Source organism: Nonomuraea sp. NPDC050022 (assembly GCF_044460705.1).
GTDB lineage: Bacteria > Actinomycetota > Actinomycetes > Streptosporangiales > Streptosporangiaceae > Nonomuraea.
Genome location: NZ_JBITKE010000004.1, coordinates 1 through 24,383, shown reverse-complemented (window position 1 = coordinate 24,383; position 24,383 = coordinate 1). Strand labels below are relative to the sequence as shown.

Annotated in this window: 31 protein-coding genes and 1 pseudogene; 17 read left to right on the top strand and 15 right to left on the bottom strand. The window is 68.6% G+C overall.

All coding sequences use genetic code 11. The annotated features are described in order from the left end of the window. The first annotated feature begins 95 nt into the window (after window positions 1–95). Window positions 96–752, top strand: coding sequence for a response regulator transcription factor (locus tag ACIBO2_RS16645; protein WP_397298569.1), 657 nt, complete (start codon window positions 96–98; stop codon window positions 750–752). Then, on the top strand, window positions 749–1,936 hold the full coding sequence (locus ACIBO2_RS16640; RefSeq protein WP_397297710.1) for a sensor histidine kinase: 1,188 nt from the start codon (window positions 749–751) through the stop codon (window positions 1,934–1,936). Before ACIBO2_RS16645 ends, ACIBO2_RS16640 begins: the two co-directional genes overlap by 4 nt. Window positions 1,937–2,077: 141 nt before the next feature. Here ACIBO2_RS16640 and ACIBO2_RS16635 read toward each other — a convergent pair whose 3' ends face one another. Then, complete coding sequence (locus ACIBO2_RS16635; RefSeq protein WP_358534802.1) at window positions 2,078–2,425, bottom strand: type II toxin-antitoxin system prevent-host-death family antitoxin; 348 nt, start codon at window positions 2,423–2,425, stop codon at window positions 2,078–2,080. Between the two features lie 173 nt (window positions 2,426–2,598). Here ACIBO2_RS16635 and ACIBO2_RS16630 point away from each other — a divergent pair, with 173 nt between their 5' ends. Both ACIBO2_RS16630 and ACIBO2_RS16625 read left to right on the top strand, forming a co-directional pair. Further along, window positions 2,599–3,030: a ParB N-terminal domain-containing protein gene (locus ACIBO2_RS16630; RefSeq protein WP_397298567.1), complete on the top strand. Its 432-nt coding sequence runs from the start codon at window positions 2,599–2,601 to the stop codon at window positions 3,028–3,030. Further along, window positions 3,027–3,167, top strand: coding sequence for a hypothetical protein (locus tag ACIBO2_RS16625; protein WP_358533196.1), 141 nt, complete (start codon window positions 3,027–3,029; stop codon window positions 3,165–3,167). Before ACIBO2_RS16630 ends, ACIBO2_RS16625 begins: the two co-directional genes overlap by 4 nt. An 8-nt stretch (window positions 3,168–3,175) precedes the next feature. On the opposite strand, the gene ACIBO2_RS16620 is transcribed toward ACIBO2_RS16625, so the two are convergent. Both ACIBO2_RS16620 and ACIBO2_RS16615 read right to left on the bottom strand, forming a co-directional pair. After that, window positions 3,176–3,685: a hypothetical protein gene (locus ACIBO2_RS16620; RefSeq protein ID WP_397297708.1), complete on the bottom strand. Its 510-nt coding sequence runs from the start codon at window positions 3,683–3,685 to the stop codon at window positions 3,176–3,178. Window positions 3,686–3,706: 21 nt separating this feature from the next. Then, on the bottom strand, window positions 3,707–4,729 hold the full coding sequence (locus ACIBO2_RS16615; RefSeq protein WP_397297706.1) for a hypothetical protein: 1,023 nt from the start codon (window positions 4,727–4,729) through the stop codon (window positions 3,707–3,709). Between the two features lie 364 nt (window positions 4,730–5,093). Here ACIBO2_RS16615 and ACIBO2_RS16610 point away from each other — a divergent pair, with 364 nt between their 5' ends. Further along, the gene (locus ACIBO2_RS16610; protein WP_358533189.1) at window positions 5,094–5,573 is read left to right on the top strand and encodes a hypothetical protein; all 480 of its coding nucleotides are present in this window, start codon (window positions 5,094–5,096) and stop codon (window positions 5,571–5,573) included. Here ACIBO2_RS16610 and ACIBO2_RS16605 read toward each other — a convergent pair. After that, window positions 5,504–5,839, bottom strand: a complete 336-nt coding sequence (locus ACIBO2_RS16605; protein WP_358533186.1) for a DUF6247 family protein — start codon at window positions 5,837–5,839, stop codon at window positions 5,504–5,506. The genes ACIBO2_RS16610 and ACIBO2_RS16605 overlap by 70 nt on opposite strands. A 205-nt stretch (window positions 5,840–6,044) precedes the next feature. On the opposite strand from ACIBO2_RS16605, the gene ACIBO2_RS16600 reads away from it, so the two are divergent. The 3 genes from ACIBO2_RS16600 to ACIBO2_RS16590 all read left to right on the top strand — a co-directional run bounded on the left by ACIBO2_RS16600 (window position 6,045) and on the right by ACIBO2_RS16590 (window position 8,669). Continuing rightward, window positions 6,045–6,629, top strand: coding sequence for an HD domain-containing protein (locus tag ACIBO2_RS16600; RefSeq protein ID WP_358533183.1), 585 nt, complete (start codon window positions 6,045–6,047; stop codon window positions 6,627–6,629). 60 nt (window positions 6,630–6,689) lie between these two features. After that, window positions 6,690–7,157: an NUDIX domain-containing protein gene (locus ACIBO2_RS16595; RefSeq protein ID WP_358533180.1), complete on the top strand. Its 468-nt coding sequence runs from the start codon at window positions 6,690–6,692 to the stop codon at window positions 7,155–7,157. A gap of 78 nt (window positions 7,158–7,235) precedes the next feature. Further along, the gene (locus ACIBO2_RS16590) at window positions 7,236–8,669 is read left to right on the top strand and encodes an ATP-binding protein (protein ID WP_397297703.1); all 1,434 of its coding nucleotides are present in this window, start codon (window positions 7,236–7,238) and stop codon (window positions 8,667–8,669) included. 19 nt (window positions 8,670–8,688) lie between these two features. Here ACIBO2_RS16590 and ACIBO2_RS16585 read toward each other — a convergent pair whose 3' ends face one another. Then, window positions 8,689–9,447, bottom strand: a complete 759-nt coding sequence (locus tag ACIBO2_RS16585; protein WP_397297701.1) for an alpha/beta hydrolase — start codon at window positions 9,445–9,447, stop codon at window positions 8,689–8,691. An 85-nt stretch (window positions 9,448–9,532) separates the two neighbouring features. Here ACIBO2_RS16585 and ACIBO2_RS16580 point away from each other — a divergent pair, with 85 nt between their 5' ends. Beyond that, window positions 9,533–10,684 carry an alginate lyase family protein gene (locus ACIBO2_RS16580; RefSeq protein ID WP_397297699.1) on the top strand — a complete coding sequence of 384 codons (1,152 nt, stop codon included), beginning with the start codon at window positions 9,533–9,535 and terminating at the stop codon, window positions 10,682–10,684. 126 nt (window positions 10,685–10,810) lie between these two features. On the opposite strand, the gene ACIBO2_RS16575 is transcribed toward ACIBO2_RS16580, so the two are convergent. Continuing rightward, complete coding sequence (locus ACIBO2_RS16575) at window positions 10,811–11,107, bottom strand: hypothetical protein (protein WP_397297697.1); 297 nt, start codon at window positions 11,105–11,107, stop codon at window positions 10,811–10,813. 83 nt (window positions 11,108–11,190) lie between these two features. Between ACIBO2_RS16575 and ACIBO2_RS16570 the strand changes: the two genes are divergently transcribed. Then, window positions 11,191–11,418, top strand: coding sequence for a hypothetical protein (locus ACIBO2_RS16570; protein WP_397297695.1), 228 nt, complete (start codon window positions 11,191–11,193; stop codon window positions 11,416–11,418). Between the two features lie 64 nt (window positions 11,419–11,482). Here the strand turns inward: ACIBO2_RS16570 and ACIBO2_RS16565 are convergent, their stop codons facing one another. The 4 genes from ACIBO2_RS16565 to ACIBO2_RS16550 form a co-directional block, all read right to left on the bottom strand. Further along, the gene (locus ACIBO2_RS16565; RefSeq protein WP_397297693.1) at window positions 11,483–12,490 is read right to left on the bottom strand and encodes a hypothetical protein; all 1,008 of its coding nucleotides are present in this window, start codon (window positions 12,488–12,490) and stop codon (window positions 11,483–11,485) included. A 174-nt stretch (window positions 12,491–12,664) separates the two neighbouring features. Then, window positions 12,665–13,333, bottom strand: coding sequence for a sensor domain-containing protein (locus ACIBO2_RS16560; protein WP_358533134.1), 669 nt, complete (start codon window positions 13,331–13,333; stop codon window positions 12,665–12,667). A gap of 122 nt (window positions 13,334–13,455) precedes the next feature. After that, window positions 13,456–14,151 (bottom strand): GntR family transcriptional regulator, encoded by a 696-nt coding sequence (locus ACIBO2_RS16555; RefSeq protein WP_358533131.1) that lies wholly within the window; start codon window positions 14,149–14,151, stop codon window positions 13,456–13,458. Window positions 14,152–14,177: 26 nt separating this feature from the next. Continuing rightward, window positions 14,178–15,065: a dihydrodipicolinate synthase family protein gene (locus tag ACIBO2_RS16550; RefSeq protein WP_358533128.1), complete on the bottom strand. Its 888-nt coding sequence runs from the start codon at window positions 15,063–15,065 to the stop codon at window positions 14,178–14,180. 90 nt (window positions 15,066–15,155) lie between these two features. Here ACIBO2_RS16550 and ACIBO2_RS16545 point away from each other — a divergent pair, with 90 nt between their 5' ends. The 3 genes from ACIBO2_RS16545 to ACIBO2_RS16535 are packed head-to-tail and all read left to right on the top strand — an operon-like array spanning window position 15,156 to window position 18,165. Next, window positions 15,156–16,472: an MFS transporter gene (locus tag ACIBO2_RS16545; RefSeq protein WP_358533125.1), complete on the top strand. Its 1,317-nt coding sequence runs from the start codon at window positions 15,156–15,158 to the stop codon at window positions 16,470–16,472. Continuing rightward, entirely contained in the window at window positions 16,469–17,473 is a 1,005-nt protein-coding gene (locus ACIBO2_RS16540) for a dihydroxyacetone kinase subunit DhaK (protein ID WP_358533123.1), read from the top strand. Before ACIBO2_RS16545 ends, ACIBO2_RS16540 begins: the two co-directional genes overlap by 4 nt. Beyond that, window positions 17,470–18,165: a DAK2 domain-containing protein gene (locus ACIBO2_RS16535; protein WP_358533121.1), complete on the top strand. Its 696-nt coding sequence runs from the start codon at window positions 17,470–17,472 to the stop codon at window positions 18,163–18,165. Before ACIBO2_RS16540 ends, ACIBO2_RS16535 begins: the two co-directional genes overlap by 4 nt. 89 nt (window positions 18,166–18,254) lie before the next feature. On the opposite strand, the gene ACIBO2_RS16530 is transcribed toward ACIBO2_RS16535, so the two are convergent. The 3 genes from ACIBO2_RS16530 to ACIBO2_RS16520 form a co-directional block, all read right to left on the bottom strand. Continuing rightward, the gene (locus ACIBO2_RS16530; RefSeq protein WP_358533118.1) at window positions 18,255–19,076 is read right to left on the bottom strand and encodes an SAM-dependent methyltransferase; all 822 of its coding nucleotides are present in this window, start codon (window positions 19,074–19,076) and stop codon (window positions 18,255–18,257) included. A gap of 62 nt (window positions 19,077–19,138) precedes the next feature. After that, window positions 19,139–19,561 carry a hypothetical protein gene (locus ACIBO2_RS16525; RefSeq protein WP_397297689.1) on the bottom strand — a complete coding sequence of 141 codons (423 nt, stop codon included), beginning with the start codon at window positions 19,559–19,561 and terminating at the stop codon, window positions 19,139–19,141. Then, entirely contained in the window at window positions 19,558–19,794 is a 237-nt protein-coding gene (locus ACIBO2_RS16520; RefSeq protein ID WP_397297687.1) for a hypothetical protein, read from the bottom strand. The genes ACIBO2_RS16525 and ACIBO2_RS16520 overlap by 4 nt, the downstream gene beginning before the upstream one ends. Before the next feature lie 144 nt (window positions 19,795–19,938). Between ACIBO2_RS16520 and ACIBO2_RS16515 the strand changes: the two genes are divergently transcribed. Continuing rightward, window positions 19,939–20,229: a hypothetical protein gene (locus ACIBO2_RS16515; RefSeq protein ID WP_397297685.1), complete on the top strand. Its 291-nt coding sequence runs from the start codon at window positions 19,939–19,941 to the stop codon at window positions 20,227–20,229. A 14-nt stretch (window positions 20,230–20,243) separates the two neighbouring features. Then, entirely contained in the window at window positions 20,244–21,380 is a 1,137-nt protein-coding gene (locus ACIBO2_RS16510) for an NlpC/P60 family protein (protein WP_397297683.1), read from the top strand. A gap of 175 nt (window positions 21,381–21,555) precedes the next feature. Here the strand turns inward: ACIBO2_RS16510 and ACIBO2_RS16505 are convergent, their stop codons facing one another. After that, the gene (locus ACIBO2_RS16505) at window positions 21,556–21,759 is read right to left on the bottom strand and encodes a cold-shock protein (protein ID WP_219533118.1); all 204 of its coding nucleotides are present in this window, start codon (window positions 21,757–21,759) and stop codon (window positions 21,556–21,558) included. A gap of 522 nt (window positions 21,760–22,281) precedes the next feature. Between ACIBO2_RS16505 and ACIBO2_RS16500 the strand changes: the two genes are divergently transcribed. Further along, window positions 22,282–22,887, top strand: a complete 606-nt coding sequence (locus tag ACIBO2_RS16500; protein ID WP_397297681.1) for a hypothetical protein — start codon at window positions 22,282–22,284, stop codon at window positions 22,885–22,887. A 170-nt stretch (window positions 22,888–23,057) separates the two neighbouring features. On the opposite strand, the gene ACIBO2_RS16495 is transcribed toward ACIBO2_RS16500, so the two are convergent. Continuing rightward, window positions 23,058–23,588 (bottom strand): N-acetyltransferase, encoded by a 531-nt coding sequence (locus ACIBO2_RS16495; protein ID WP_358533105.1) that lies wholly within the window; start codon window positions 23,586–23,588, stop codon window positions 23,058–23,060. Between the two features lie 522 nt (window positions 23,589–24,110). Here ACIBO2_RS16495 and ACIBO2_RS16490 point away from each other — a divergent pair. Further along, window positions 24,111–24,383, top strand: a pseudogene (locus ACIBO2_RS16490) (hypothetical protein); the annotation flags it as partial.

Sequence of the window (24,383 nt, the reverse complement as noted above, 5' to 3'; positions counted from 1 at the left end):
GTTCACGGGGCGGAGGAGTCACGGGTGCTAACGCCGAACAAACAGCGCAAGCGGCACGATCGCCCCAGTACATGACCGAAGGGGACGAGGGCGCGATGCGGGTGCTGGTGGTCGAGGACGAGCGCATGCTCGCCGACGCGATAGCCGAGTGGCTGCGCGAGGAGACGCACGCGGTCGACACCGCGCACGACGGGGAGGCGGCGTTGGAGCGCATCGCGGTCAACGACTACGACGTGGTCGTCCTGGACCGTGACCTGCCGCTCGTCCATGGTGACGATGTCTGCCGGGAGCTGGTCGAGTCCGAGTCGACCGCGCGGGTGCTGATGCTCACCGCCGCCGCCGAGATCGGCGACCGGGTGACCGGGCTCTCCCTCGGCGCCGACGACTACCTGGCCAAGCCGTTCGCGTTCCCCGAGCTCGCGGCCCGCGTCCTGGCGCTCGGTCGGCGCTCGCGTCCGGCCGCGCCGCCGGTGCTGCGGCGCGCGGGGATCACCCTCGATCCCGCGCGGCGGGAGGTGTTCAGGAACGGCAGGTACGTGCCGCTGTCGAAGAAGGAGTTCGCCGTGCTGGCCGAGCTGCTGCTCGCCGACGGGGGTGTGGTGCCCGCCGAGCACCTGCTGGAGAAGGCGTGGGACGAGCACGCCGACCCGTTCACCAGCGCGGTCCGCCTGACCATCCTCAAGCTGCGCCGCAAGCTCGGCGAGCCGCCGGTCGTGGAGACCGTGCCGGGAGTGGGGTACCAGATTCCATGACCACTCCCACGCTCCGCAGCAGACTCACTCTTGTGTACGGCACGCTGTTCTTCGTCGCGGGACTCACGCTGCTCGGCGTCACGTACTTGCTGTTCAACCAGCAGCTCGAGCAAAAGACGGTATCCATCATCGTCAGAGGCGGAGGCCCCGGCTCGCTGGACACCAACACGGGCTCGCTGGACGGCGACAGGGCCATGAACTGGATGAAGCAGCAGCAGAGCCTGCTGCGCGGAGCCGCGACCACCTCGCTGCTCACCCAGGGCGCGATCGCGCTGGTCGTGGTCGGCGGCGCGGCGTCGGGTGTGGGGTGGCTGGTCGCCGGACGGGTGCTCACCCCGCTCCGCCAGGTGACCGAGACCGCGCGGCGGATCGCGGCCGCCCCGGTCGCCGAGCGCGGCCTGCACGAGCGGATCGCGCTGAACGGCCCGGCCGACGAGGTGAAGGAGCTGGCCGACACCTTCGACACCATGGTCGAACGGCTGGACCACTCCTTCGACGGGCAGCGCAGGTTCGTCGCCAACGCCTCGCACGAGCTGCGCACCCCGCTGACGCTGAACCGCGCGCTGGTCGAGCTGGCCATGCACCGCCGTACGGCCTCGGCCGACGTCAAGCAGCTCGGCGAAAGCCTGCTGGAGATCAACGCCCGGCACGAGCGGCTCATCTCCGGGCTGCTGCTCCTGGCCCGCGCCGAGCACGAGATCGGTGATCGGTCACCCGTGGATCTGGCCGACGTGGTGAGCCACGTGGTCGCGCAGGCCACCGCCGAGGCCACGGAGTCGAAGATCACCCTGCACGAGACGGCCGGACTCGCGCCGACCAGCGGGGACGCGCTGCTGCTCGAACGGCTGGTGCACAACCTGGTCGAGAACGGGATCCGGCACAACATCGACGACGGCACCGGCTGGGTGCGGGCCGTCAGCCGCATCGCGTATGACGGCCGCGTCGAGGTGGAGGTCAGCAACACCGGGCCCGCCGTGCCGCCGTACGAGATCCCGACGCTGTTCAAGCCCTTCCGCCGGCTCGGCCCGGAACGCGTGGTCACGGCCAAGAGCGCGGGGCTGGGGTTGTCCATCGTGCGCTCGATCGCGCTCGCGCACGGCGGCGAGGTCTCGGCCCGTCCCAGGGAGGGCGGCGGCCTGATCGTGACGGCCACCCTGCCACCCCAGAGCCCAGCCCATCACTAGACCCGCGCCCGCTCACTGGGCACCGCCCAGAGCAGCAGGCAGTGCTCCGCCTCAGGCAATAGATGTGCGAGCTAACTTGGCTTCGACCGGTAGTCAGCCCACAGGTCGACGGCCTCTTGGAGACCAAGAGCGGCAACGTCCTCACGGGCCATCTCCACCGTGTAGATCAACCGGCCCGCAAGCCAATCTGGAACCGTCTCCCGTATCCGCGACCGACCGGGCAAGTACAAGCGCCAAATCACGCAGATCGGCCGCCGCCTCCTCCAACTCGTTGAGCCGTCGGATGCTCACCACGGCCGCCACCGGCTGATGTCGACGGGTGACCACCAGGTCGGTCCCCTGCTCCGCATCAGCCACCAGGCGGGCAACCCCTCGCTGGGCCGCTTCCGTGACGCTCAGCTCAGTAGCATCGTGCAGAACTCCAGGTCGCGAAACGTCGCGACGCGGCGGCCGCTCAGCCCAGCGAGACCGCCGAGCTGCGTCCGGCACCACTTGTTCAACCCATCCTTTCCTCGTTCCGGAGGTGTCTTGCCCGCCATCGTTTCCCAGACCTACCGCATGGTGCCGGTCGGCGACCTTGAGCCGCACCCTGACAACCCCCACCAGGGCGACGTGGATGTGATCGCCGAGTCGATCGCGAAGAAGGCTTCTACGGCACGGTCCTGGTCCAGCAGCCGCGGATGCGGATCATCGTCGGTGAGCACCGCTGGCACGGAGCGAAGGCCAACGGCCTGGAGCAGGTGCCTGCCCTGGTCATCGACGTTGACGACGACGCGGCAACCCGGATCATGCTCGCGGACAATCGCACCGCTGAGTTCGGAGGGTATGACGACCGGGTCCTTTCCGAGCTGCTGCGCGGCCTCGACGGCACCGGCTGGTCCGACGACGACCTGAACGACTTGCTCGCCGACCTCGATAGCGGTATCGCAATCGTCGGCGATGCGCCAGCCAGCCCACGTGCCGCCCAGGCGGACGACGACGGCCGGGAGGAGCGGTCGCGGTCGCGGCCGCGCACCGACCTTGACGACGAGGAAGATGAGGACGACCTGGGCGAGGACGACGACTCCCCGCCGCCCCGCCCGAAGGTGGCATGACGGCCGACCTGCTCATCACGTTGACCGCCGCTGAGCACGACCAGGTGAACGCCCTGCTCGGGCACATCCGAGCCCGCGACGGCAACGCCAGTACCGCACAGGTCGTCCTGGCGGCGCTACGGGCCTACGCCGACTAACTAGGTGCCTATCTGCGTTGGCGGACCTCCACGCCGAACATGTCAGCGTACTTGAAGGGCATGTCCGGCTGGGGTTCCGCCCGCCATGAGGTGATCAGGTACTGCTCGACCGGGGTGCTGGCCACGCCGTCCGGCTTGGTGTCTCGCCCTCGCGCGTGCACCCGTAGCCGGTAGAAGCCCGCCCCCTGCCAGGCAAGGTTCGGTAGGTGGGGGAGATCCCCATCGAGCCCGCAAACGACCAGTGATCCGCTAGTGGATTCGATGGAGACCTCGACGATCTCCTCCCAGCTGTCAAGGTCGAGAGGTGGAGGCCCCTCGGTCAGCTGCACCTCGACCTCTACGACACCCTGTGCGATGCCAGTAAGGATCGTCGCACCGTCCGGCTCATCGTCCACCGCGATCAGGCCGTTGTCGAACCTTGCCGGAAACTCTGGGCCCAGCTCGGTCGAGTCCAGAAGCTGGATCTGGTGGTAAGACAGCCTGACTTCTGCCCGATGGGGCGAAGGTGCGCCGGTCATGGGGAGGAGGCTCTTTCTGGGTTAGTGATTCATGTCGGGAAAGACAAAGAATGCGTCCCTATTCAGCAGCCGTTGCTGAGCAGCGAAGTCACTATAGAGGCCGCCAGCCTTGCTGTTCTGGGTGGCGTCCACCCATTCGACAGAGAAGTCGTCGGGGTAGTCGCCGCCGCCGGTGTACGCGCCCTGATAGGTGTGTGCCATCGGATACTCGTCACAGTTTGCCCCGGCCGGGGGCGAACCGGTGAGGAAGCTGCACGCATCGGTGCGATTCTGCTCCGCATCGTCGTCGTTGTACATGCGGGTGAGTGGAACGTCGCCCACCGCGCCAGGGTTGCCCCTTGCCTGGGCGCGGCTGATGTGGCCGGCGATATCCTCGACCTCGCTGCGCTTGTAGGTAAGAGTAGGCCAGGTGTCGGAGAAGACACAGCCCATGGTGTCCTTGCCCTTGAGCAGGCCGTTGTCGCAGCGCAGATCGATGGGGCCGTCAGTGACGTACTCGGCCTTGTCGAAGTCGCCGCTGTTGGGGGTGGCCCAGGTGAGCTGTGAGTCGAGGCTGATGTTCTCCTTCGTAAGGGTGGGAACGTTGACCTTGAGAGTCGCGTTGAACTGCAGCCACGTGCGAAGCTGCAGCGGCTTGGGGCCGCTGGCGGCCACTTGCGTACAGTCGGGGTTGCAGTGTCCGCCGAAACTGATCTGCGTAGTGGGCACCCATTCGCCCCACTCGTTGTGTGGATAGATGTGCTCGCCGTAGATGAGCGCGCCCTCGTTCCACACGCTGACAACGTCGACGTAGTGGGTGAAGTCCATGCCGCCGACGACCTCACCGGTGTTGACGACGATCCATACAACACTGTCGATCTGCCAGAAGCACTGGTTGAAACGGGTCTGGCCGTACCATCCAGCGGTCTCGTCCTTGCACCAGCTGGGCACGCCCGGGGGCACGCCGCCCGGAGGCTCCTCTACGGCGAGCTTCAGCTTGGGCGGGCGGGTGCACATGACCTTGTCCACGCCCTTGGCCCGCAGACTGCTCAGCTGCTTCTTCACCTCCTCGCAGGGGCGGGACGAGGTGACCTTGGCCGGTGAGGAGGAATTCCTTCCGGCGCTGGTGTCCTCGCGAATGGAGGCGTTGGCCGCTCGGATTCGGGCAGCATCCTTATCTGCCTGCGTGGACGGGCTCGGAGTCGGGGACGATGTCGTGGCTGTCGACTTTGCCGCTCCAGGGTCGTCGGCGGTCTGCGCCGAAGCGATGGGGCCAAGCGGGCTAGCCTGCGCAATGTCGAGCTGATCGCTCCGTCGGATAGCGAAGGCGGTCTGTCCGGTACGTGGGACGGCCGCTCGACCGGGCGTTCTGGCGTAGGGGTCGGTCGGATCGCTCGCATCAGAACGTGTTCTGACATACGCTCATGGCGTGAGCACCAGCCATGCCGACGCAGTGACATTTTCTGACTTGTCGAGAAATCCCCGAGCGGTTGCCGAGCGTGCGGCACGCCTGGGACGTGTGCGTGTCACGCATCGGGATGCTCCGGACTTCTACCTGACTGCGGCGGACCGTGAGGAGGAGCGTGAGCGGACGCTGGCTACCGCGTCCCGGCTGTTCCTTGCCTTGATCAAGCATGATCCCACCGCGCGTGCGCTGGTCATAGCCATGCCGGAGGTCTTCCCGTGGGTTCGCCACCTGTCCTCGGACGAACTGCGTGCCTTCACTCTGGAACTGGTTGAAGCGCTTTCCGACGCGGCCGAGCTGGATGTCGATGCCACCACCCGGGAGGTCATCGCGGGCTGGCGGGCCACTGCCAGAATCAAGGCCGATCCCGCGCACTACGCCGAGGCTCGCAAGCCCACAAATGGTGACTTCGGGCCGGTACAGGCCCACTCCGGCGGGGTGTAGCGAGTGAACATCTCCGTACGGTTCTGGAGAGCGTCCCGGACGGCCTCCTCGTAGCCCGGACGGGCGTAAGCGATCGCACGCAGGCGCCACTGACGCAACAGCGTCTGCACCTGCTTGAAGCGGGCCAAGTCGTGCGCGGCCTCCAAAGCCTCGTGGTACTCCGCCCGGAACCGGGTACGGTGCGACGGCGGAAGCACCTCGAAAATCGCGGCCGGATCCTCACCTGGATCACGAGGCGCAACGGGCTCCACAGGCTGAGCGGTCATACCGACCAACCTATCTTCCCAGGCATGCGAGATGTGGGCCAGTGCTCCCGCCTTCGGTCACGTCCGTGGATGTGACCGCCCTGAAGTGATCACCTCGCCAATCCGTACGCTGGACGAGGCCATCGCGTCACCGCAGTCCCAGCGCGAACTGGAGGCGGCCATCTACGCTCTGCGCATGATCCACCGAGGGTGAGAGGGGACTCCCATGGCGGAGGAACTGTCGAGGCTGACGGGCCTGCTGTACGAGATCGGACTGCTCAAGCGTTACAAGCGCACGGGCTGGCTGGTCGCGGGAGTACGGGATCCCGAGAGCATCGCCGATCACTCCTTCCGAACGGCGATCATCGCGAGTGTGATCACGGCCCTGGAAGGTGGCAATCCTGAGCGTGCGGCGTTCCTGAGCCTGTTCCACGACACCCAGGAGACCCGCGTCACCGACATCCCCTACATCGGCAAGCGTTATCTGAAAGCGGCGCCGAACGAGGAGGTCACCGCCGACCAGGTACGCGGCGTTCCGGAGCCGGTCGCGGAGATGGTGGGCGGCGCGGTCGGTGAGTACGAGGAGAAGAGCAGCCTCGAAGCCGTCTGCGCCCGCGACGCCGACAAGCTCGAATGCCTGATCCAGGCCGTCGAATACCGCGAGCAGGGCCACCAGAACGTCCAACCGTGGATCGACAGCTCGCTCGCCGCGCTGCGGACGGCGTCCGCTAAGCGCCTCGCGGACGAGGTGCTCAGCACGGGATCGCTGGAGTGGATGATGCACGTCCTCAACGGAGATCAAGTCACCTGAGAGCGAGTCTGGGCCGGAGCCGTTCCGCGGTCCGGCACGGAGATCTGAGAGGCATCCCACATGGGACGAGTCGAGTACTGGAATGACCCGAACGCCCCGAAGGCGAACAGCCTGGTGCCGGCCTGCGGGACGGTCACTGTGGACGACGCGGGTCGCATCCTCATGCAGTGCCGACGGGACACCGGCCAATGGGCGTTGCCGATGGGCAAGATGGAGATCGGCGAGACGCCCTCGCAGTGCGCCGTGCGGGAGACCGAGGAGGAGACCGGTGTTCGTGTCGAGCCGGTCGGCATTCTCGGGATCTACTCCGACCCCGGCCACATCGTGGCCTACGCGGACGGGGAGGTTCGCCAGGAGTACGAGGTCATGCTGATCGCTCGTCCGGTCGGCGGTCGGCCCGAGGCCAACGATGAGGCGAGCGACGTGCGGTGGGTCGAGCCGGGCGAGTTGCACACGCTGGACATTCATCCGACTCAGTGGCGGCAGCTCAACGACTACCTAGAGCAGAGACATTCCCACGTCGATTGAGCTCAGCCAGCTCGGAACTGCCGTGTCCAGTGAAGTACATTTGAGTCAACTATAGTTCGGTCAAGTATACTTCGATATATGCGGAAGCCCGAGCATGTGTTCGACCGTGAGCGAGAGTGGGCGGGCCTGGTCTCGTTCGCTTCAGACGTGAGCCCGGGAGCTCGGCTCGGCGTGGTGAGCGGCCGCCGCCGCCAAGGGAAGAGTTATCTCCTGCAGGCCTTGGCGAGCAGCATGGGCGGCATCTACTTCCCCGCGCTCGAGGTGACGGAGGCGGTGGCGTTGCGCCTCTTCGCGGACGAACTGATCAGATTCACCGGCGCGCCTGTTCCGGCCTTCCGCGATTGGATCGACGCCGTCCCCTATCTCTTCGGTGTCGTACGCGATCGGGCGGTGCCTGTCGTTTTTGATGAGTTTCCGTATCTTGTCAAGGCATCCCCGGAGCTTCCCTCGATCATCCAGCGGGAGTTGGGTCCTGGCGGCTCCGGAGCCGCCAGCACGGCCAGGGTGCTGCTCTGCGGTTCGGCGATGTCAGTGATGGGCGGTTTGTTGTCCGGTACGGCTCCGCTACGCGGACGCGCGGGACTGGAAATGGTCATCAGGCCCTTCGACTACCGCCAGGCCGCCCGCTTTTGGGGGATCAGCGACCCGCGTCTGGCGGCCCAAATCCACGCGGTGGTGGGTGGGACACCGGCCTACCGGAACGAGTTTGTCCGTGGCGATGTCCCGGCCGGGCCGGCGGATTTCGACGACTGGGTGATCAGATCCGTGTTGAACGCCGAGGTCCCGTTGTTCAGGGAGGCCCGCTACCTGTTGGCGGAAGAGACGGAGATCCGCGACCTGTCGCTCTACCACTCCGTCCTTGCCGCCGTCGCCGACGGCAACACGATGTCAGGGGGCATCGCCGGCTACGTGGGGCGGAAATCCAACGAGATCGCGCACCCGCTTCGCGTCCTGGAAGACAGCCATCTCCTGGTCAAAGAGCGCGATCTCTTCCGGCCGAACCGCGGCTACTACCGGGTGACCGAACCGCTCATCACGTTCTATCAGGCGATCATGGTCAGGGAGTGGGCGCGGTTGGAGCGCGGGGACGCGGCGACGGTGTGGCGGGGCAGCAGAGCACGCTTTCTGTCGCAGGTCGTCGGCCCTCATGTCGAGGTGCTCTGCCGCGAGTACGCCCTGCATGCCGATACCGCGGCCGGTGAGGTGGGGAGTGGAGTCGTGCCCGATCCCGCCAACCGCACGCAGATACAGGTCGATGTCGCTGTTCTGGCGCCCGCGGATCACGGACGCCCCCGACGGGTTCTCTCGCTGGGCGAGGTCAAGTGGGACAGGGTCATGGGAGCCGAGCACGTGGCCCGGCTCCGCCGCGCGCGCGATCTGCTCACAGCAAAGGGGTACGACACCCGTGACACGGTGCTCACGTGTTATTCGGGAGCCGGATTCACCCGGGAGTTCGGGGCCGGACCGGGGAGCGACGTGCGCCTGGTCACCCTTGACGACCTCTACGCTTGATCGCTTGCCCTCCAATCACTTAGGGGCGCGGGCCGAAGCCCTGGGCGGCGAGCCAGGTGGCGCAGAGGTCCGGCCAGGCGGACGCGGCCAGGTCGCCGCCCTGGGCGAGCCCCAGCCCGTGCTTGCCATCGGGAAAGACATGCAGCTCGTACGGCGTTCCGACGCGGGCGAGGGCGGAGGCAAAGAGCAGGCTGTTCTCGGCCGGGACTCCTCGGTCGGCCGCCGTGTGCCAGAGGAACGCCGGTGGCGTCTCGGCGGTCACGTTGAGGTGCGCGGACAGGGCCGTCGCCTGCTCCTCGGTGGCGTCAGGGCCGAGCAACTGACGGCGTGACCCCGAGTGCGCGCTCCACCCGATGAGGTCGATGACCGGATAGCCGAGTATCAGGGCGTCCGGGCGGTCCTCGTCCTTGGTGGTGGCGAAGGTGGCGGCGAGGTGGCCGCCCGCCGAGAACCCCATGACGGCGACCCGCCCGGCCCCGCGCTCCCGGACGACGCGCACCGCCTGGCGCAGGTCGTACAGCGGAGCCGGATGCAGCGGCTCGCGCCCCGGCTCGTCGCCGGCCACCCGGTAGGCCAGCACGTAGGCGTCGATTCCGAGCGTGACCAGCCAGCGGGCCACGTCCGCGCCCTCGTGCCCGGCCAGCCGGGAGTAACCGCCACCGGGGCACACCACCACCGCGCCCGTGGCCGGGCCGTCCGCCGCGTACAGCGTCAAGCTCGGTGACTCGCCGGTGGCCGGGCCGGGGGGAGTATCCGGCCAGAGGGGAACGTCGATCATGGCGGGTACTCTACTCCCCGGAAAAGTTAGGAAACTTTCCTAAGAAGGTTGACCGGGCCACGTAACGCTCGTTGGATGAGCTGTCATGACCCCCCGTATCATCGCCACCGCCGCCCTGGTCGCCGCTCTGGCCCTGCCACTGCCCGCGGCCGCCGCCCCCGTGACCTTCACCCACCCCGGCGTGCTGCTCGGCCGGGAACAGCTCGACTTCATGCGTACCAAGGTCAACTCGGGCGCGCAGCCGTGGAAGTCGGCCTACGACCAGATGATGGCCCACTCGCTCGCCTCACTCACCCGGGCGGCCAAGCCTCGCGCCGTCGTCGAGTGCGGCCCCTACTCCAACCCCAACAACGGCTGCACCGACGAGCGCCAGGACGCGCTCGCCGCGTACACGATGTCTCTCGCCTGGTACGTCACCAGGGACGCCAAGTACGCCAAGAAGGCCATCGAGATCATGGACGCCTGGTCCGCGGTCATCAAGGACCACACCAACAGCAACGCGCCCCTGCAGACCGGCTGGGCCGGCTCGGTCTGGCCACGGGCGGCCGAGATCATCCGCTACACCTACACCAGCTGGCCGAACGTCGACCGCTTCGCCACCATGCTGCGCACCGTCTACCTGCCGAAGGTCATCAACGGCTCCAACAGCAACGGCAACTGGGAGCTGAGCATGATGGAGGCGGCCGTCGGCATCTCCGTCTTCCTGGAGGACCGGACGAGCTACGACAAGGCGATCACCAAGTACCGCGGCCGGGTGCCGGCCTACGTCTACCTCAGCACCGACGGCGACCTGCCCAAGGGCGCGCCCGGCAGCGGCAACGACACCCGTGACGAGCTCGTCAAGTACTGGCAGGGGCAGACGACCTTCGTCACCGGCCTCACCCAGGAGACCTGCCGCGACTTCACCCACACCGGCTACGGGATCTCGGCCATCTCCCACGTCGCCGAGACCACCAGGATCCAGGGCCAGGACCTCTACCCGGAGGTCGGTGAGCGGCTCAGGCAGGCGCTCGGCTTCCAGTCGAAGTACCAGCTCGGCGCGGCCGTGCCCTCCTGGTTGTGCGGCGGCAAGCTGAACCTGGGCCTCGGCCCGATCACCGAGGTCGGCTTCAACCAGCTCCACAACCGCCAGGGCATCCCGATGACGAACACCCAGCAGCTCACCGAGCAGCAGCGTCCCGCCGGCACCAACCAGCTCTTCGTCGCCTGGGAGACCCTCACCCACGCGGGCAGTTAAGGCTTCCCTTAGGTGAGCGTTGACAACCTCGCTGCGCAGGAGTCGTCTGAGGGCCCACGACGAGCGAGGGGGTGTCCGGATGCAGGTTCCAGCGCCGTTGGAGTACGAGCGGGCCACCAGCGTCGATCAGTTGGAAGCGCGCCGGTTGGCATAGGCGCCGGCGACCCGGGCGATCGCCCGCACGGCCGCTTGCGCACCCAACCCGGCCACCTGCCCACGCACCTCGTAATAGGCCAGCCGATGCAACTCCACCACCGCGAAGACGCGGTGCCGCCAGGCCAGGCGGGAGACGACAGTGGCCGCCTCATTGCACAACAGCACCGCCGCAGCCAGCGCCTCAGCCTGGGCCGAAGCGGGCGTGAGCCGCAGTTGCACGATCGAGGGCAGGCCGTGACGTTTGGAGGCGGAGCGGCGGATCGCCATCGCGCACCTCCTGTCACAGCAGCATCACCCACCGCACATATTACCGAACGTGACCGAGACTTTCCATACTGTTTTCGACAGGAGTGGCGCTCCGCGCTGAGGAGGACAAGGAGGAACGACGCGAGTTCGTGAAGTGGTCCGATGCCAAGGCCAAGATCCGCGAGATCGACCCCGACTGGGACTCTACCGAGCGGGTCGCTGCTCGGGAGGCCAGCCGCGAGGAGTTGCGGGCGGAGCTGCGAGGCGCCCAACTCGCTGAGACGCGCAAACGACCTCGGATGTGGTGGCCGACTTCGGCGACCACTCCGTGAAGGTTGCTTGAGGCGAATTCGGCAGCCCGCTACCTGTTCAGTTCGGCTCTCTGGTGCAGCACATTCAGTCGCCCGTGACGCTGATCTGGGCGGTCCAGTCGGCGACGACGCGTGTTCTCTTCGACGGTGCGGCGGGGACGATGGCGGCGAACCAGGTGGCCTGGACGAGGATGACCCGGCTGCGGAACTCCTTCTTGCCGCTCAGCACGGCGGGCTCCGGCCGGGTGAAGGAGAGTGTCGCGGCGTCGGGCCGGGCGGTGAAGCTCTGCTGCTCCCGTACGCCGTACCAGATGACGGCCCCTCCTCCCGAGGCGCGCAGCGCGTAGATCGTCGGGACCACCTGGGTGCGGTCGCGTACGTCCCACTGGCCGCGCAGGAGGCGCATGTCGGCGAGCCGGGCGGTGGCGGACTGGGTCGTGTAGGGGCCCGCGGCCAGGAGGCGCTTGGCCTCCGTGTCCTTGCCGTTGGTGGCCAGGGAGCGCGCGTGCGCGGCGGCCACGGCGCGGGGGGCGACGGCGAGGTTCTCGGTGTCGTCGGCGGCCACCGCGGTCGCCAGTCCCTCGTCGTCCACGGCGATGGGTAGGGCAGGTGCCTGGAGTGGGGTGGTCGATCCGGCGACCAGACGCCAGCCGTCGGCGGTCTCCTGGAGGATGAGCTGGGTCCGGTAGTCCCTGCCCTGCTCGGTGATCTCGGCCAGGAACCAGCGGGCGCCGCCGGGGTTCTTCGGGATCACGAAACGTGTGCTGGTGAGGCGGGGCAGCGTGCCGAGCCGGTCACCGCGTAGCCTGGCGAGCCGGAAGACGGCCCGGTCGAGCTCCAACGCCAGGCCGGCGCTCGTTTCCTGCAGTCCGGATCCGTTCCGCTTCCTGGCCTGCTGCAGTCGCTCACGGTAGCCGTTGAGGACGAACTCGGCCCCGTCCTCCGTCAGGGTGGGCTGCGCCGGTGCGGCGCTCGCCCGGGGCCCGGCGCTCACCGACCAGGCACCGGCCTGGGGTGACGTCCCGGAGGCACTGCACGCGGTGACCATGGCCAAGGCCAGGCCACTCACGAACAGCTGGCGATTCACCGGCACGGATACCTCCGCGACATGCCCGTGGGAGCGTCCTGAGCTGTCCTCATGATGTACGGGCCGAATCTGGCCCAGGTTCAATCCACCGGAGCTGGGACTCCATACGGACCGTGTTCAATCTACCGGGATCGGGACGGTGCGGACCGTGCTCGATCCACAGGGACCGTACGACGCGGCTCAGAACTCGGCCGCCGCGAGCCGGTGCGCCCGGACGGTCGCGGGGCGCTCGTCGTACGCCGGGCGGGTCAGCAGCGCCTGGGCGAGGTTGGCCTTGATCAGGGCGGCGCCGCGCACGACCGGCACCAGCGTCAGCGCGAACAGGACCCCGATCACGGTGTTGAAGACCACGAAGGTGGTGGTGTCACTGCCGAGGCCGAGCAGTTCGGGCAGCCCGCCGTGGAATTCGGGCAGGCCGGCGATGATCCACCCGTAGAGCGGGAAGGTCAGCCCGGCGATCGCGCCCGCCCACCAGACGAGGGTGACGACGAAGGTGGCGATGGCGAGGGGGAAGGCGACGACGGCGTGCAGCATGTCCAGCGCCGCCTGCCCGCTGGTCAGCGGGTTCATCGCGCGGCGGAACCAGCCGGCGTCCGAGGGGGCCTGGCGGTAGCGGGGACGGGCGACGCGGCGGCCGAGTACGTCGGGCAGCAGCACCCGCTCGACGTCGGCGAAGTTGCGCGCCATGGCGGCGGCCGCGGCCAGGATCGGCAGGCCGATGAAGGCGACGGCGCTGCCCGCTCCGGTCGCGACACCGATCACGACCAGGACGAAGGACATCACGGCGGTGGGGAAACCCAGCAGGACGTAACGGGTGTCGGTGGCGATGCGGTGCCGGAGCGTTGTCATGCCAAGAACGTTACGAGTCGCCACCCCTCCAGATCGCTCCCGCTCACTGGCGTATCGAGGTAGTGCAGGCCCTACCCAAGTACGTCAGGTGGTGATGGCGTGCGACCGTCATCCGTCACCTGTCAGGTGGTGATGGCGTGCGACTCCATGTCGGCCACCGTCCACTCCTCGACCTCGTCCAGGTGGATCGCGGCCGCCGTCTGCGCCGCCGCGACGTCGCGGCCCGCCATGGCGTCGAGGATCTCCAGGTGGCGGCGGGTGGAGCCGGCGATCCGGTGCGGGCCGGTGGCGCCCAGCACGCGCAGCCACTGCACGAACGGCTCCGTCGAGGAGCGGACCCGGATGAGCCGCTCGTTGCCGGTGGCCGCCACGATCTCGGTGTGCAGGCGCGTGTCACTGACGAAGAACGGCTCGTAGTCGCCCTTCTCCGCGTACGCCAGCGCTTCGACGACCTCGGCGCGGAGCTCCGCGATCCGGGGGAGCGGCATGACGGCGGCGGCGATGCCGGTCGCCAGCCACTCGATGCCCTTGCGCAGCTGGCAGACCTCGTGGACGTCGGTGACGTCCGGCCGGGCCACGAACGTCCCCGACCGAGGCCGCGTCTCGATGAGCTGGTCGTGCTCCAGGCGGGCCAGCGCCTCGCGGACCGGCGTGCGCGAGACGCCGAACTCCGTGGCCACCGAGTTCGGATCGAACCGGGAGCCGGGGGCGTACACCCCGCTGGTGATGCGGTCGCGCAGGATCCCGTAGAGCTGGTCCGCGATGGAATCCACGACCAGGGACGAACCCTTCGAGAGCTTGACGGACTGACCCGGCACGATCTCTCCCTGCAGATGTGTGATGTCTAGTCGATCAGATTAGCCGCGCGGAGGGCCACCGCGATCCGCTCGCGTTCGGCGGGGCTCGCCGGCGCGAAGGGCTTCCGGGGACGCCCTCCGTTGCGGCCCTGCAGCTCCAGTGCCGCCTTGAGCGTGGCCGGCAGGTTGGGTCCGTCGATCGCCCGCCACACCGTGAGAATACGCTCGTGCAGCTTCAGCGCGAGCCCGTGGTCGCCGTCCTGGATGGCGTTCCACAGCTCGACGCTGAGCCGCGGCGTGACGGTCGGGATGGCCGCGAGCGCGCCGTGCGCGCCGAGCACGAACGCCGGGTAGTGCAGGTCGTCGAGCGCCGCCAGGATGGTGAACCGGTCGCGTACCCGGGCCAGCAGGTCGACCAGCAGGTGCATGTCGCCGCCGCTCTGCTTGATGGCCACCAGCTGCGGAACGGCCGCGAGCCGCTCGATCACGTCCACGGGTACGAGGGCCCACGGCACCACGTTGTAGAGCACGATCGGCAGGTCCACCGCGGCCCCGATCTCGCGGTAGTACGCCACGGTCTCCTCGGCTGACGGCGCGAAGACATAGTGCACCGGAGTGATCTGCAACGCGTCGACGCCCACCTCCTTCAGCGCCAGCGAATAGCGGATCACCTGGGCCGTCGAATTCTGGATCACTCCGGCGATCACCGGCACTCGCCCGGCGACCTCCTCGACCACGACCCGGCAGATGTCCCGGCTCTCCTCCAGGGAGAGTGTCTGGCCCTCCCCGGTGCTGCCGCACGCGCAGATCGCGGTGACTCCGGCTTCCAGCAGGTACTTGACCTCCTGGCGCAGGAGATCGAGGTCCACCTCGTCGTTCTCGTCGAACGGGGTCACCACCGTGGAGATCATCCCGTGCAGGTCCAGGTCGCTCATCGACATCCTCCTCGTGGCCAGGCTATTGCGGCCGTGTTAAATCTAGTGTCTGATACATTAGATTATCACCCGGACATGAAAGGATGTCCAATGCAGAGCGGGACGCCAGTCAAACGTGTCGTCTGGGCCAGCGCCCTCGGCACGACCGTGGAGTACTACGACTTCACGCTCTACGCCACCACGGCCGCGCTGGTCTTCAACAAGGTCTTCTTCCCGGCCGAGATCCCCCTGGTCGGCACGCTGGCCGCGTTCGCCACGTTCTTCGTCGGCTATCTGGCGCGCCCGCTCGGCGGCCTGATCTTCGGCCACTTCGGTGACCGGCTGGGCCGCAAGAACATCCTCATCACCACGATGCTGATGATGGGCACCGGCACCTTCGCCATCGGCCTGATCCCCTCGTACGAGTCGATCGGCATCGTCGCGCCCCTGCTGCTGGTGCTCATCCGGCTGATCCAGGGGCTGGGGATGGGCGGCGAGTACGGCGGCGGCGTGCTGATGGCCCTGGAGTACAGCCCGAAGCGACGCCAGGGCTTCTTCACTTCCCTGGTGCACATCGGCACCCCGGCCGGTGTACTGCTGCCGGTCGCCCTGGTCACGGCGCTGGACGCGTTCCTGCCGGCGGGCGCGTACGAGTCGTGGGCCTGGCGCCTGCCGTTCCTGGCCAGCATCGCGCTGGTCGCCGTCGGCTTCTACATCCGGCTGCGCGTCAGCGAGAGCCCCGAGTTCGTCAAGATGCGGGCCGAGCGCGAGGTGCGGAAGCTGCCGGCCAAGGAGCTGTTCGCCGACTACACGGGCAAGGTGCTGCTGTCGATCGTCGCCAAGGTGGCCGAGAGCGGGCTGTTCAACGTCTACTACGTGGTCGCCATCGCCTACGTCACCACGGAGCTGGGTCTGCCGCGCGGCCCGGTGCTGATGGCCGTGCTGATCGCGTGCCTGGCCGAGTGCCTCACGCTGCCGCTGTTCGGGGCGCTGTCCGACCGGATCGGCCGGCGCAAGGTGTACGTGGGCGGCGCGGTGTTCCAGCTGCTGCTCGCCGTGCCGTTCTTCCTGCTCGTACAGACCGGCAGCCTGCCGCTGATGACCCTGGCCATGCTGCTCGGCCTGGCCGTCGGCCACGGCTCCATGTACGGCGCGCAGGCGGCGCTGTTCGCCAATCTCTACCCGGTTCAGGTGCGCTACACGGGCCTGTCCGTCACCCAGCAGGTAGGGGCCACGCTCGGCGGCGGGCTCGCCCCGCTGGCCGGCACCGCGCTGCTCGCGGCCGGTGGTGGCCACTGGACTTGGCTCGTGGTCTATATGATCGCGATCGCGGCTCTGTCCAGCCTGGCGGCCAGCCGGCTGGGCTCGGGCGAGCTCGACCGTGAGGCGCTCGGTGGAGTGCCCGCCGCCAAGGAGGCGATCCAATGAGCCTGTTCCTCGCCGAAGGCGATCCCGTGACGCCCGCTCTGCGCGGGTTCGCGCGGGTGCACGCCGACCTCGTCGAACTGAGCGAGGACCCGGTCTTCCTGCGGGCCCGCGACCGCGATCCGCGCCGGACCGTCGGGCTGGTGTCCGGCGGCGGCTCGGGGCACGAGCCGCTGCACGGCGGGTTCCTCGGCCGGGGGATGCTCGACGCGGTGGCGCCGGGGCAGGTGTTCGCCTCGCCGCACAACCGGCAGGTGCTGGCGGCCAGCCGCGCCGCCGCCGGCCCCGGCGGGGTCATCCACATCGTGAAGAACTACACCGGCGACCGGATCAACTTCGGCATCGCCGCCGAACGCCTGCGACACGACGGCATCGAGGTCCGCCGGGTGCTGGTCGACGACGATCTGGCGACCGAGAGCACGGAGACGGCGACGGGACGGCGGGGCACCGGCGCGACCGTCATCGTGGAGAAGCTCCTCGGCGCCGCCGCCGACGAGGGGCTCGGCCTCGACGAGCTGACCGAACTCGGCACGCGGTTCGCCGGCGCCTCGCGCAGCCTCGCGGTGGCGGCGCGGGCCCAGACCTCGCCGCAGACCGGCGCCCCCTCGTTCGAGCTGGGGCCCGACGAGCTGGAGTACGGCGTGGGCATCCACGGCGAGCGGGCGGCCAAGACGATCACCAGGCCACCCGTCGGCGAGCTGGTCACCCGGATGCTCGACGAGCTGCTGGCCGGTCTGCCACCGGGTCCCGACGACCTCGTGGTGCTGGTCAACGGGCTCGGCGGGACCACCCAGCTGGAGCTGTACGGCGTCTTCGACCAGGTGGCGGGCGAGCTGTCGGCACGCGGGCTGGACGTGCGCGGCTCGCTGGTGGGGACGTACGTGCCCGCCCTCGACATGGCGGGCTTCTCGCTGACCCTCACCCGGCTCGACCCGGCCTGGGACCGCTGGTGGCGGGCCCCGGCCATGACACCCGCCTTCGTCCAGCTTGAGGAGAACCGATGACCGCGTCGCCCGTACTCCGCCGCTACGCCGCCGACGTGGAGGCGGCCCACGCCGAGCTGACGCGGCTCGACCAGCTCAGCGGGGACGGCGACTTCGGCGACAACCTGCGCTCCGGGTTGCGTCGCGTCATCGACGAGCTCGACCGGGCTGGTACGGCGGGGCATGGGTTCGACGTGGCGGGACGGGTGTTCCTTGACGACGTCGGGGGCACGAGCGGGCCGCTGTTCGGGCTGCTGTTCACCGAGATCGGCCGGGCGCTTGACGGCGACAAGCCGACCGGGCGGGCGCTTGACGGCGACAAGCGGACCGGCTGGGCGCTCGACGGTGACGTGCCGACCGGCCGGGCGCGAGACGGTGATGTGCCGAGCTGGGCCGCGGGCGCCTCCGCCGGGCTGGCCGCGATCCAGCGGGTGGGCGAGGCCAACGTGGGCGACCGCACCCTGGTCGACGCGCTCGTGCCCGCGGTCGCGGCGCTGGAGTCGGACGGTGCCGGAGCCTTCGCCCGCGCCGCCACGGCCGCCGCCGATGGCGCCCGGAGCACGGCCGGGCTGCGAGCTCGGCTCGGGCGGGCCAGTTACGTGGGCGAGCGGGCCAGGGGTGTCGCCGATCCCGGGGCGGTGGGGGTGGCGCTGCTGTTCCGAGCGCTGGCCGAGGTCGAGGAGCCCGGCTCGGGAGTAGCCCCGCCGTACTGACGGACGTGCGGTTACGGGACGCGCGCCGACCACGTACGGCTACCGGAAGCGGGCTGACGTGCGCTTACGGGACGCGGGCTGATGTGTGGCTACGGGACGCGCGCGACGCCGCCCAGGACGCCGCCCTTCGCCAGGCTGGCCGGGATGTACTGCTCGTCGTTGCGCCAGTCCTGCGCGGGTACGACGCCCGGTTCGAGCAGTTCGAGCCCGTCGAAGTAGCCGCGTACGGTGTCGCGGTCGCGCCAGGTCATCGCCCCCGAGCTGGTCTGCCGGTAGACGTCCTGCGCCTCGGCGAGCCTGGCCGGGATGCCCTCGTTCTCCTCGATGTACCCGTGCGAGATGATCAGGTAGCTGCCCGATGCCAGCGGCTCGCGCAGGGTCTGGACGATGCGGGCCACCTCCTCGTCGTCGGCCAGGAAGTGGAACACGGCGACGACGAGGAGGGCGACCGGCTGGCTGAAGTCGAGGTGCGCGGCGGCGGCGTCCAGGATCGCCTTCGGGTCGCGCGTGTCGCCCTCGACGATCACCGTGTCGGGGTTGTCGGCGAGCAGGGCACGGGCATGGACCAGGACGATCGGGTCGTTGTCGGTGTAGACGACCTTGGCGTCCGGGATGACGCGCTGCGCGACCTGGTGCACGTTGTTCTGGGTAGGCAGACCGGTGCCGATGTCGAGGAACTGCCGCACACCCGCCTTGGCCGCCTCCTCCACCGCCCGGATGAGGAACCCGCGATTCGCTCGGGCGATCTCGCGGATGTCGGAGCCGGTCTCCAGACTGATCCGGATGATGTGCTCGGCCGCCTCGCGATCGGCGGAGAAGTTGTCCTTCCCACCCAGGAAGTAGTCGTACATCCGGGCGACACTGGGAACGGTCGGGTCGACCTTCCCCGCGGGCAGCTCGTGCTCGGTCACGCCTACACCTTCCTCGCCTATGCCCGCATCTTACGAGGAATCAGGTGATCTGTGGCGATCTGTCAGTCCGGCGCCCAGTACTTCACGAGAAACCGCTCCATCCGCTGTACCACCGGGGTCCAGGTGGCGGTCAGGGTGTAGCGGCTGACGCGGTGGCCTCGGTAGGTGAGGGTGTACTTGAGGAAGTCGGCTCCCTGGGGCTTGGCCTGGGAGTGGCCGAGGCGCAGGAGCTTCAGGTCGTGGTGGAGTTTGCGCTGTTCGCCGCGGGTGAGGCACTTGTTCACGGTCGGGCCCGTACGACGGCTCAGGCGTACGCAACCGTTGGTGTAGACGATCACCCGGTTGTCGAAGCCCGCGAAGCCGCCCTGCTCGCGCAGCTCGACCAGCACCTTCTTGGCGACGGGCGTGGCCGAGGCGGCGGGTGCCATGGTGGCGCTCAGAGCGGTACCCAAGATCACGATGAGCGCGATCCGCAAGATTCTCATACTCCTACGACGTACGGGGCAGCGAAACGGCTCATCAGACGTGGGGGAGCGGCGAAACGGCTCATCGCGCGGCCGCCCTGGAGCATGGCCGTGATGCCGCCGAATCCCTGCTTCGGCGACAGGTCGTCCCAGTGGATCTGGCCCTCGGCCATGCCGACGCCGCAGATGTTGACGATGACCGGGTTCGCGCACTGCTCCATGCCCGTGGCCCCGTACCTGGAGGCCGTGGCCACCAGCCTGCTGGGCGCCCGATGCCGGGAAGATGATGGGCATTTAACGGTGAATTAGGGGCTTACCGATACGATCAGCTACTTGTGGGGTGATGCGTAGTTTGATGGGCGCGTCACCGTCGGTCCCGTACCCCTGGAGGATCGCTGATGGCGAAGGTCGACCTGCACCGCCAGGCGCTCGAAGACTGCCAGTCGGCGGCGAACCGGTTGTCCAAGGAGTTCGCCGACCTCGCGGGCGGGTATCCGGCCAAGACCGCCGACTCCTCGATCTTCGGTGACCTGACCGGCTCCTCCTCGCTGGCCGCCCTCCTCGACAAGATCGAGACCGGGGTCTCCGGCGAGCTGGGACATGTCCAGAACAAGCTCCAGGGCGTCGAGCGGGCGCTGGAGAAGGTACGCGACAACGTCCACACGGCGAACCAGGCCTCAAGCGTGTGATCAAGGAGTGAAGTGTGGAGCTCGGTGACCTGCCCGGCGGTGACGGCCTCGCGAACATCCTCAAGTCCGTCAGCGGCGATCCCAGCTCGGTCCGCGGCGTGGCCAAGCGCTGGCGCGGCGCCGGCGGCAAGACCGGCGAGTACGTCGGCCGCCTCGGCACGTCGGTCAAGGGCGTCAACACGGCCTGGCAGGGCGACTCCGCCGACGCCTTCGACAAGTACATGCGCCGCTACTCCACGGCCGGCGGCGCGCTCCACGACGCACTGACGGACAGCGCGACGGTTCTCGACGACGTCGCCCAGGCGCTGGAGACGGCCGCCTCGAAGGTACGCGGGATCTGCGGCGACGTCCTCGACAAGGCCCGCGCCTACAAGACCAACAATCCGGACGCCACGCAGGCGGAGTTCGACAAGGCGCTCGCCTCTCCCGTAGCCGACGCGGTCGAGGACGCGAAAACGCACCTCACCTCGGTCAACAAGGTCGTGAACCAGGCCGTCAAGACGATCGGCGAGCACTGGAACGGGCGGGAGGCGACGTTCGCCGCCATCAAGGCGCCCGGCGACCAGACGTTCGTACCGGCGCCGGGCCACACGGTCCACTGGGACCCGACGCCACTTCCCGACTGGCAGAAGACGACACTGGCGAGTGCGAACGGCAACGGCAACGCCTACAGCCCCGCCTCCGCGTCCGCCCCGGTGGCCGTGTCTTCCGGGGCCGGTGGATCTTCGGGCTCCGGGGGCTCTGGGGGCTCTGGGGGCTCTGGGGGTGCGGTCGCCCAGGCCGTGCCGTACGTGCCGGGCGGCGGCACCGGCGCCGACATCGTCAACGCGGCCCGGCAGCACCTCGGCAAGCCGTACGTCTGGGGCGCCAACGGCCCGAACGCCTTCGACTGCAGCGGGCTCGTCTACTACTCGCTGAACCAGGCAGGCATCAAGATCGGCGACACCACGGCGGCCGGCTACCAGGCGAGCGGGCACCCGATCTCAGGGCCGCCGCAGGCCGGTGACATCGTCTTCTTCGGCGCCCCGCCCGACCATGTGGGGATCTACATCGGCGACGGCAAGATGATCCACGCGCCGCACCCGGGGGCGAACGTCCGGGTGGGAGAGGTGGCGGTCCAACACGGCCCGATCACCTACCGTCGCTTCTGAACCCCCGCGCTTCTGGACCGCGCGGGATCTTTGCCTGAACCCCCGCGCTTCTGGACCGCGCGGGATCTTTGCCTGAACCCCCGCGCTTCTGAACCACGCGGGATCTTCGCCTGAACACACGCGAGCCGGGGCCCGCATGCGCGGACCCCGGCTCGTCGTGGTGTTACGTCGTTGATCAGACCGGAACGATGTTCTCGGCCTGCGGGCCCTTCTGGCCCTGCGTGATGTCGAAGCTCACCTTCTGGCCTTCCTGCAGCTCGCGGAAGCCCTGGGTGGCGATGTTCGAGTAGTGGGCGAAGACGTCGGCGCCGCCGCCGTCCTGCTGGATGAAGCCGAAGCCCTTTTCAGAGTTGAACCACTTCACGGTGCCAGTCGCCATGTCGATCTCCTTTGATAGGCGCAGAGCCGGGACTCGCAGGTCACGAATCCCATGTCGCCGCAATGACCCATCCGGAAATGACCGGGTGAAACAACACGCCTTCGGGGCGGAACCCGTCAGGCGCGCAAAGTTCGTGGGTACCAAAACTGCAACAGCTGCCACGCTAGCACGTGGCCTCTCATACTCCCTCCCGAAAAATGGGAGATCTTGCGGCCTGCCTGCTGGAAGGGAAAATCGCCGCCTGGACACCGGCTCCCGACAGGTCGAGGAGCGCCGCCTACCCCTGCCAGACGGCCCCGAGAGCACGGGGCACTTGGACGGTCGTGGCCATCGACCACGACCCGACATGGTCGACGTACTCTCGCCGCCGGCGCGACCGCAAAATTTATGTCAACCCGACATAGATAAAACAAAGCGGCATATCAGACATCTCTCATGTGGCGTCGGCAGAGTTCAGGGCGTGCGGATGACTCTCGGGGGCCGAATTCATCGGGATGCGGCCGGGTCATCCAGGATTGGACGTTGATCTCAGTGCGTTTCCTGAAGCCCCTCACCGTGACCCTGGCCAGTGCCGCCCTCGTCGCCCTGCCGTTCGCGGGCGGCGCCTTCGCCGACAGCGGCCAGCCGCAGCCCGTCACCACGGTCACGCCGGGCGTGAAGACCACCCCGACGGTCACCCCGGGCGTGAAGACCACCCCGACCACCAAGCCCACCGCACCGGTCAAGACGGGTCACCCCACCGCGACGGACGACAACGCACGGCCCAAGCGGCCGACCTCCACCGCCCACGAGCGGGAGACCACGGCCTCCACCCTCTACTTGAAGGAGCGCCGGAGCCCGGCCTCTCTCGAGGTCTCGGTCAACCCGACCCGCGTCAAGCAGGGCGCCTCCTACGGGGTGACCATCGTGGTCAAGGGCGCGTCGGCGGGTAAGGCGGCCACGATCACGAGCCCCGAGGGCAAGAGCTACCGCGTGTCGCTCGACCAGCGGACGGTCACCAAGACGCTGACCGTACCGGCCAAGGCCAAGCTCGGCGCCAAGACGGTGACGGTCAAGGTCGGCAACCGGACCGCCACCGCCCAGTTCACCGTCGTCCGCGGCGGCGACCACCGCCACGAGGGCAAGTAACCGACCTCCGCCACGAGGGCGAATATCGGGAGGCCCTCGCCGCGGAACCCGCCCGCGCTCCGGGTCCGGCCCTCCCCGTGGCCGGTCCCGCCAACGCGGGCGCCCGCGCCGCCGTACCAGCTCAGCTGGTACGGCGGCGCGGGCCTTTTCAACGCTGGCTCAGCGCGGGATCACACGCCGAACGGCGGCGCGTACCGGATCGTGCCCGCCGGCAGCGGGCTCCCGTCCAGCGACATGGCCATCAACGCCTCATCGGGCACGTCGAAGGACACGCCGATGCCGTGCCCGGAGGCGATCGTGAACCCGAAGCGCGGGTAGTACTCGGGATGCCCGAGCACGACCACGGCACTCTCGCCCAGTTCGCGGGCCGCCTGGAGCGCCGCGCGGGTCACCGCCGCGCCCGCCCCCTGCTTCTGTACGGCCTGCGACACGGCCACCGGCCCGAGGGCCAGCGCGGGCGCCTGCCCGATGTGGCAGCGGGTGAGGAGGGCGAAGGCGACGATCTCCCCGTCAGGGGCGACCCCCACCCAGGACAGGCCCGGAATCCAGGCCGGGTCGAGGCGCAGCGCCTCGACGAGGTCGGCTTCCAGCGGGGTGGGGAAGGCCGACAGGTTCACCGCGCGGATGGCAGCGGCGTCTTCGGGCGTTTCCGCCCGCGTAGTGATGTTGAACGGCGTGATGTCGAGCGGTGTGGTGTTCAACGGAACCCTTCATCGGAAGAGAGGGCTCCCGCGGAGAACGGCCGAGCTCAGCGGCAGTGACCGGCTCCCGGGCAGCCCGGAAGGACAGAGGAGGAGATGCCGCGCACAACAACGGCCACCCAACGGGCGGTCATACGCTCCTCGCTCCCTTCCTGCTCAACCGGCGCCTCGGCCGTCGTTTCAACCGACGTCGATCAAGGTACCGCATGGCTACCCGATCTGTCGCCCCGCACGGCCGAGGTCATCCGCTCTTCGCCGGATGCCGGGGGTTCGTCGTCCTGCAGGGTTCGCATCGGTGACGTCGAAGCTCAGCTCACCGGGCACATCGATGCGGGGCTCAACGTGGGCCGCACGCCCAGGGGGATCGTCCAGGTGATCATTCATCTGAATAGTGGCGCGGAGACCCGATCCTTCAGGGTCAGGAGGGGAGCGCCACCCTTCCTTTCGAAAACAGTATGGAAACTGTCGGTCACGTTCGGTAATGTGTGCGGTGAGTGAGGACGCTGTGACAGGAGGTGCGCGATGGCGATCCGCCGCTCCGCCACCAAACGCCACGGCCTGCCCACGATCGTGCAACTGCGGCTCACACCCGCACCGGCCCAGGCCGACGCGCTGGCCGCGGCGGTGCTGTTGTGCAATCAGGCGGCCACCGTGGTCTCCCGGCTGGCCTGGCAGCACCGCGTCTTCACCGTGCTGGAGCTGCATCGGCTGGCCTACTACGAGGTGCGCGGGCAGGTGGCCGGGTTGGGCGCGCAGGCGGCCGTGCGGGCGATCGCCCGGGTCGCCGGCGCCTAC

Excerpts from the sequence above, each read along its gene's own strand:
- ACIBO2_RS16645 (WP_397298569.1), top strand. The coding sequence starts at position 96 with ATGCGGGTGCTGGTGGTCGAGGACGAGCGCATGCTCGCCGACGCGATA.
- ACIBO2_RS16640 (WP_397297710.1), top strand. The coding sequence starts at position 749 with ATGACCACTCCCACGCTCCGCAGCAGACTCACTCTTGTGTACGGCACG.
- ACIBO2_RS16625 (WP_358533196.1), top strand. The coding sequence starts at position 3,027 with ATGACGGCCGACCTGCTCATCACGTTGACCGCCGCTGAGCACGACCAG.
- ACIBO2_RS16620 (WP_397297708.1), bottom strand. The coding sequence starts at position 3,685 with ATGACCGGCGCACCTTCGCCCCATCGGGCAGAAGTCAGGCTGTCTTAC.
- ACIBO2_RS16605 (WP_358533186.1), bottom strand. The coding sequence starts at position 5,839 with ATGACCGCTCAGCCTGTGGAGCCCGTTGCGCCTCGTGATCCAGGTGAG.
- ACIBO2_RS16600 (WP_358533183.1), top strand. The coding sequence starts at position 6,045 with ATGGCGGAGGAACTGTCGAGGCTGACGGGCCTGCTGTACGAGATCGGA.
- ACIBO2_RS16595 (WP_358533180.1), top strand. The coding sequence starts at position 6,690 with ATGGGACGAGTCGAGTACTGGAATGACCCGAACGCCCCGAAGGCGAAC.
- ACIBO2_RS16590 (WP_397297703.1), top strand. The coding sequence starts at position 7,236 with ATGCGGAAGCCCGAGCATGTGTTCGACCGTGAGCGAGAGTGGGCGGGC.
- ACIBO2_RS16585 (WP_397297701.1), bottom strand. The coding sequence starts at position 9,447 with ATGATCGACGTTCCCCTCTGGCCGGATACTCCCCCCGGCCCGGCCACC.
- ACIBO2_RS16580 (WP_397297699.1), top strand. The coding sequence starts at position 9,533 with ATGACCCCCCGTATCATCGCCACCGCCGCCCTGGTCGCCGCTCTGGCC.
- ACIBO2_RS16575 (WP_397297697.1), bottom strand. The coding sequence starts at position 11,107 with ATGGCGATCCGCCGCTCCGCCTCCAAACGTCACGGCCTGCCCTCGATC.
- ACIBO2_RS16560 (WP_358533134.1), bottom strand. The coding sequence starts at position 13,333 with ATGACAACGCTCCGGCACCGCATCGCCACCGACACCCGTTACGTCCTG.
- ACIBO2_RS16550 (WP_358533128.1), bottom strand. The coding sequence starts at position 15,065 with ATGAGCGACCTGGACCTGCACGGGATGATCTCCACGGTGGTGACCCCG.
- ACIBO2_RS16545 (WP_358533125.1), top strand. The coding sequence starts at position 15,156 with ATGCAGAGCGGGACGCCAGTCAAACGTGTCGTCTGGGCCAGCGCCCTC.
- ACIBO2_RS16540 (WP_358533123.1), top strand. The coding sequence starts at position 16,469 with ATGAGCCTGTTCCTCGCCGAAGGCGATCCCGTGACGCCCGCTCTGCGC.
- ACIBO2_RS16535 (WP_358533121.1), top strand. The coding sequence starts at position 17,470 with ATGACCGCGTCGCCCGTACTCCGCCGCTACGCCGCCGACGTGGAGGCG.
- ACIBO2_RS16525 (WP_397297689.1), bottom strand. The coding sequence starts at position 19,561 with ATGAGAATCTTGCGGATCGCGCTCATCGTGATCTTGGGTACCGCTCTG.
- ACIBO2_RS16515 (WP_397297685.1), top strand. The coding sequence starts at position 19,939 with ATGGCGAAGGTCGACCTGCACCGCCAGGCGCTCGAAGACTGCCAGTCG.
- ACIBO2_RS16505 (WP_219533118.1), bottom strand. The coding sequence starts at position 21,759 with ATGGCGACTGGCACCGTGAAGTGGTTCAACTCTGAAAAGGGCTTCGGC.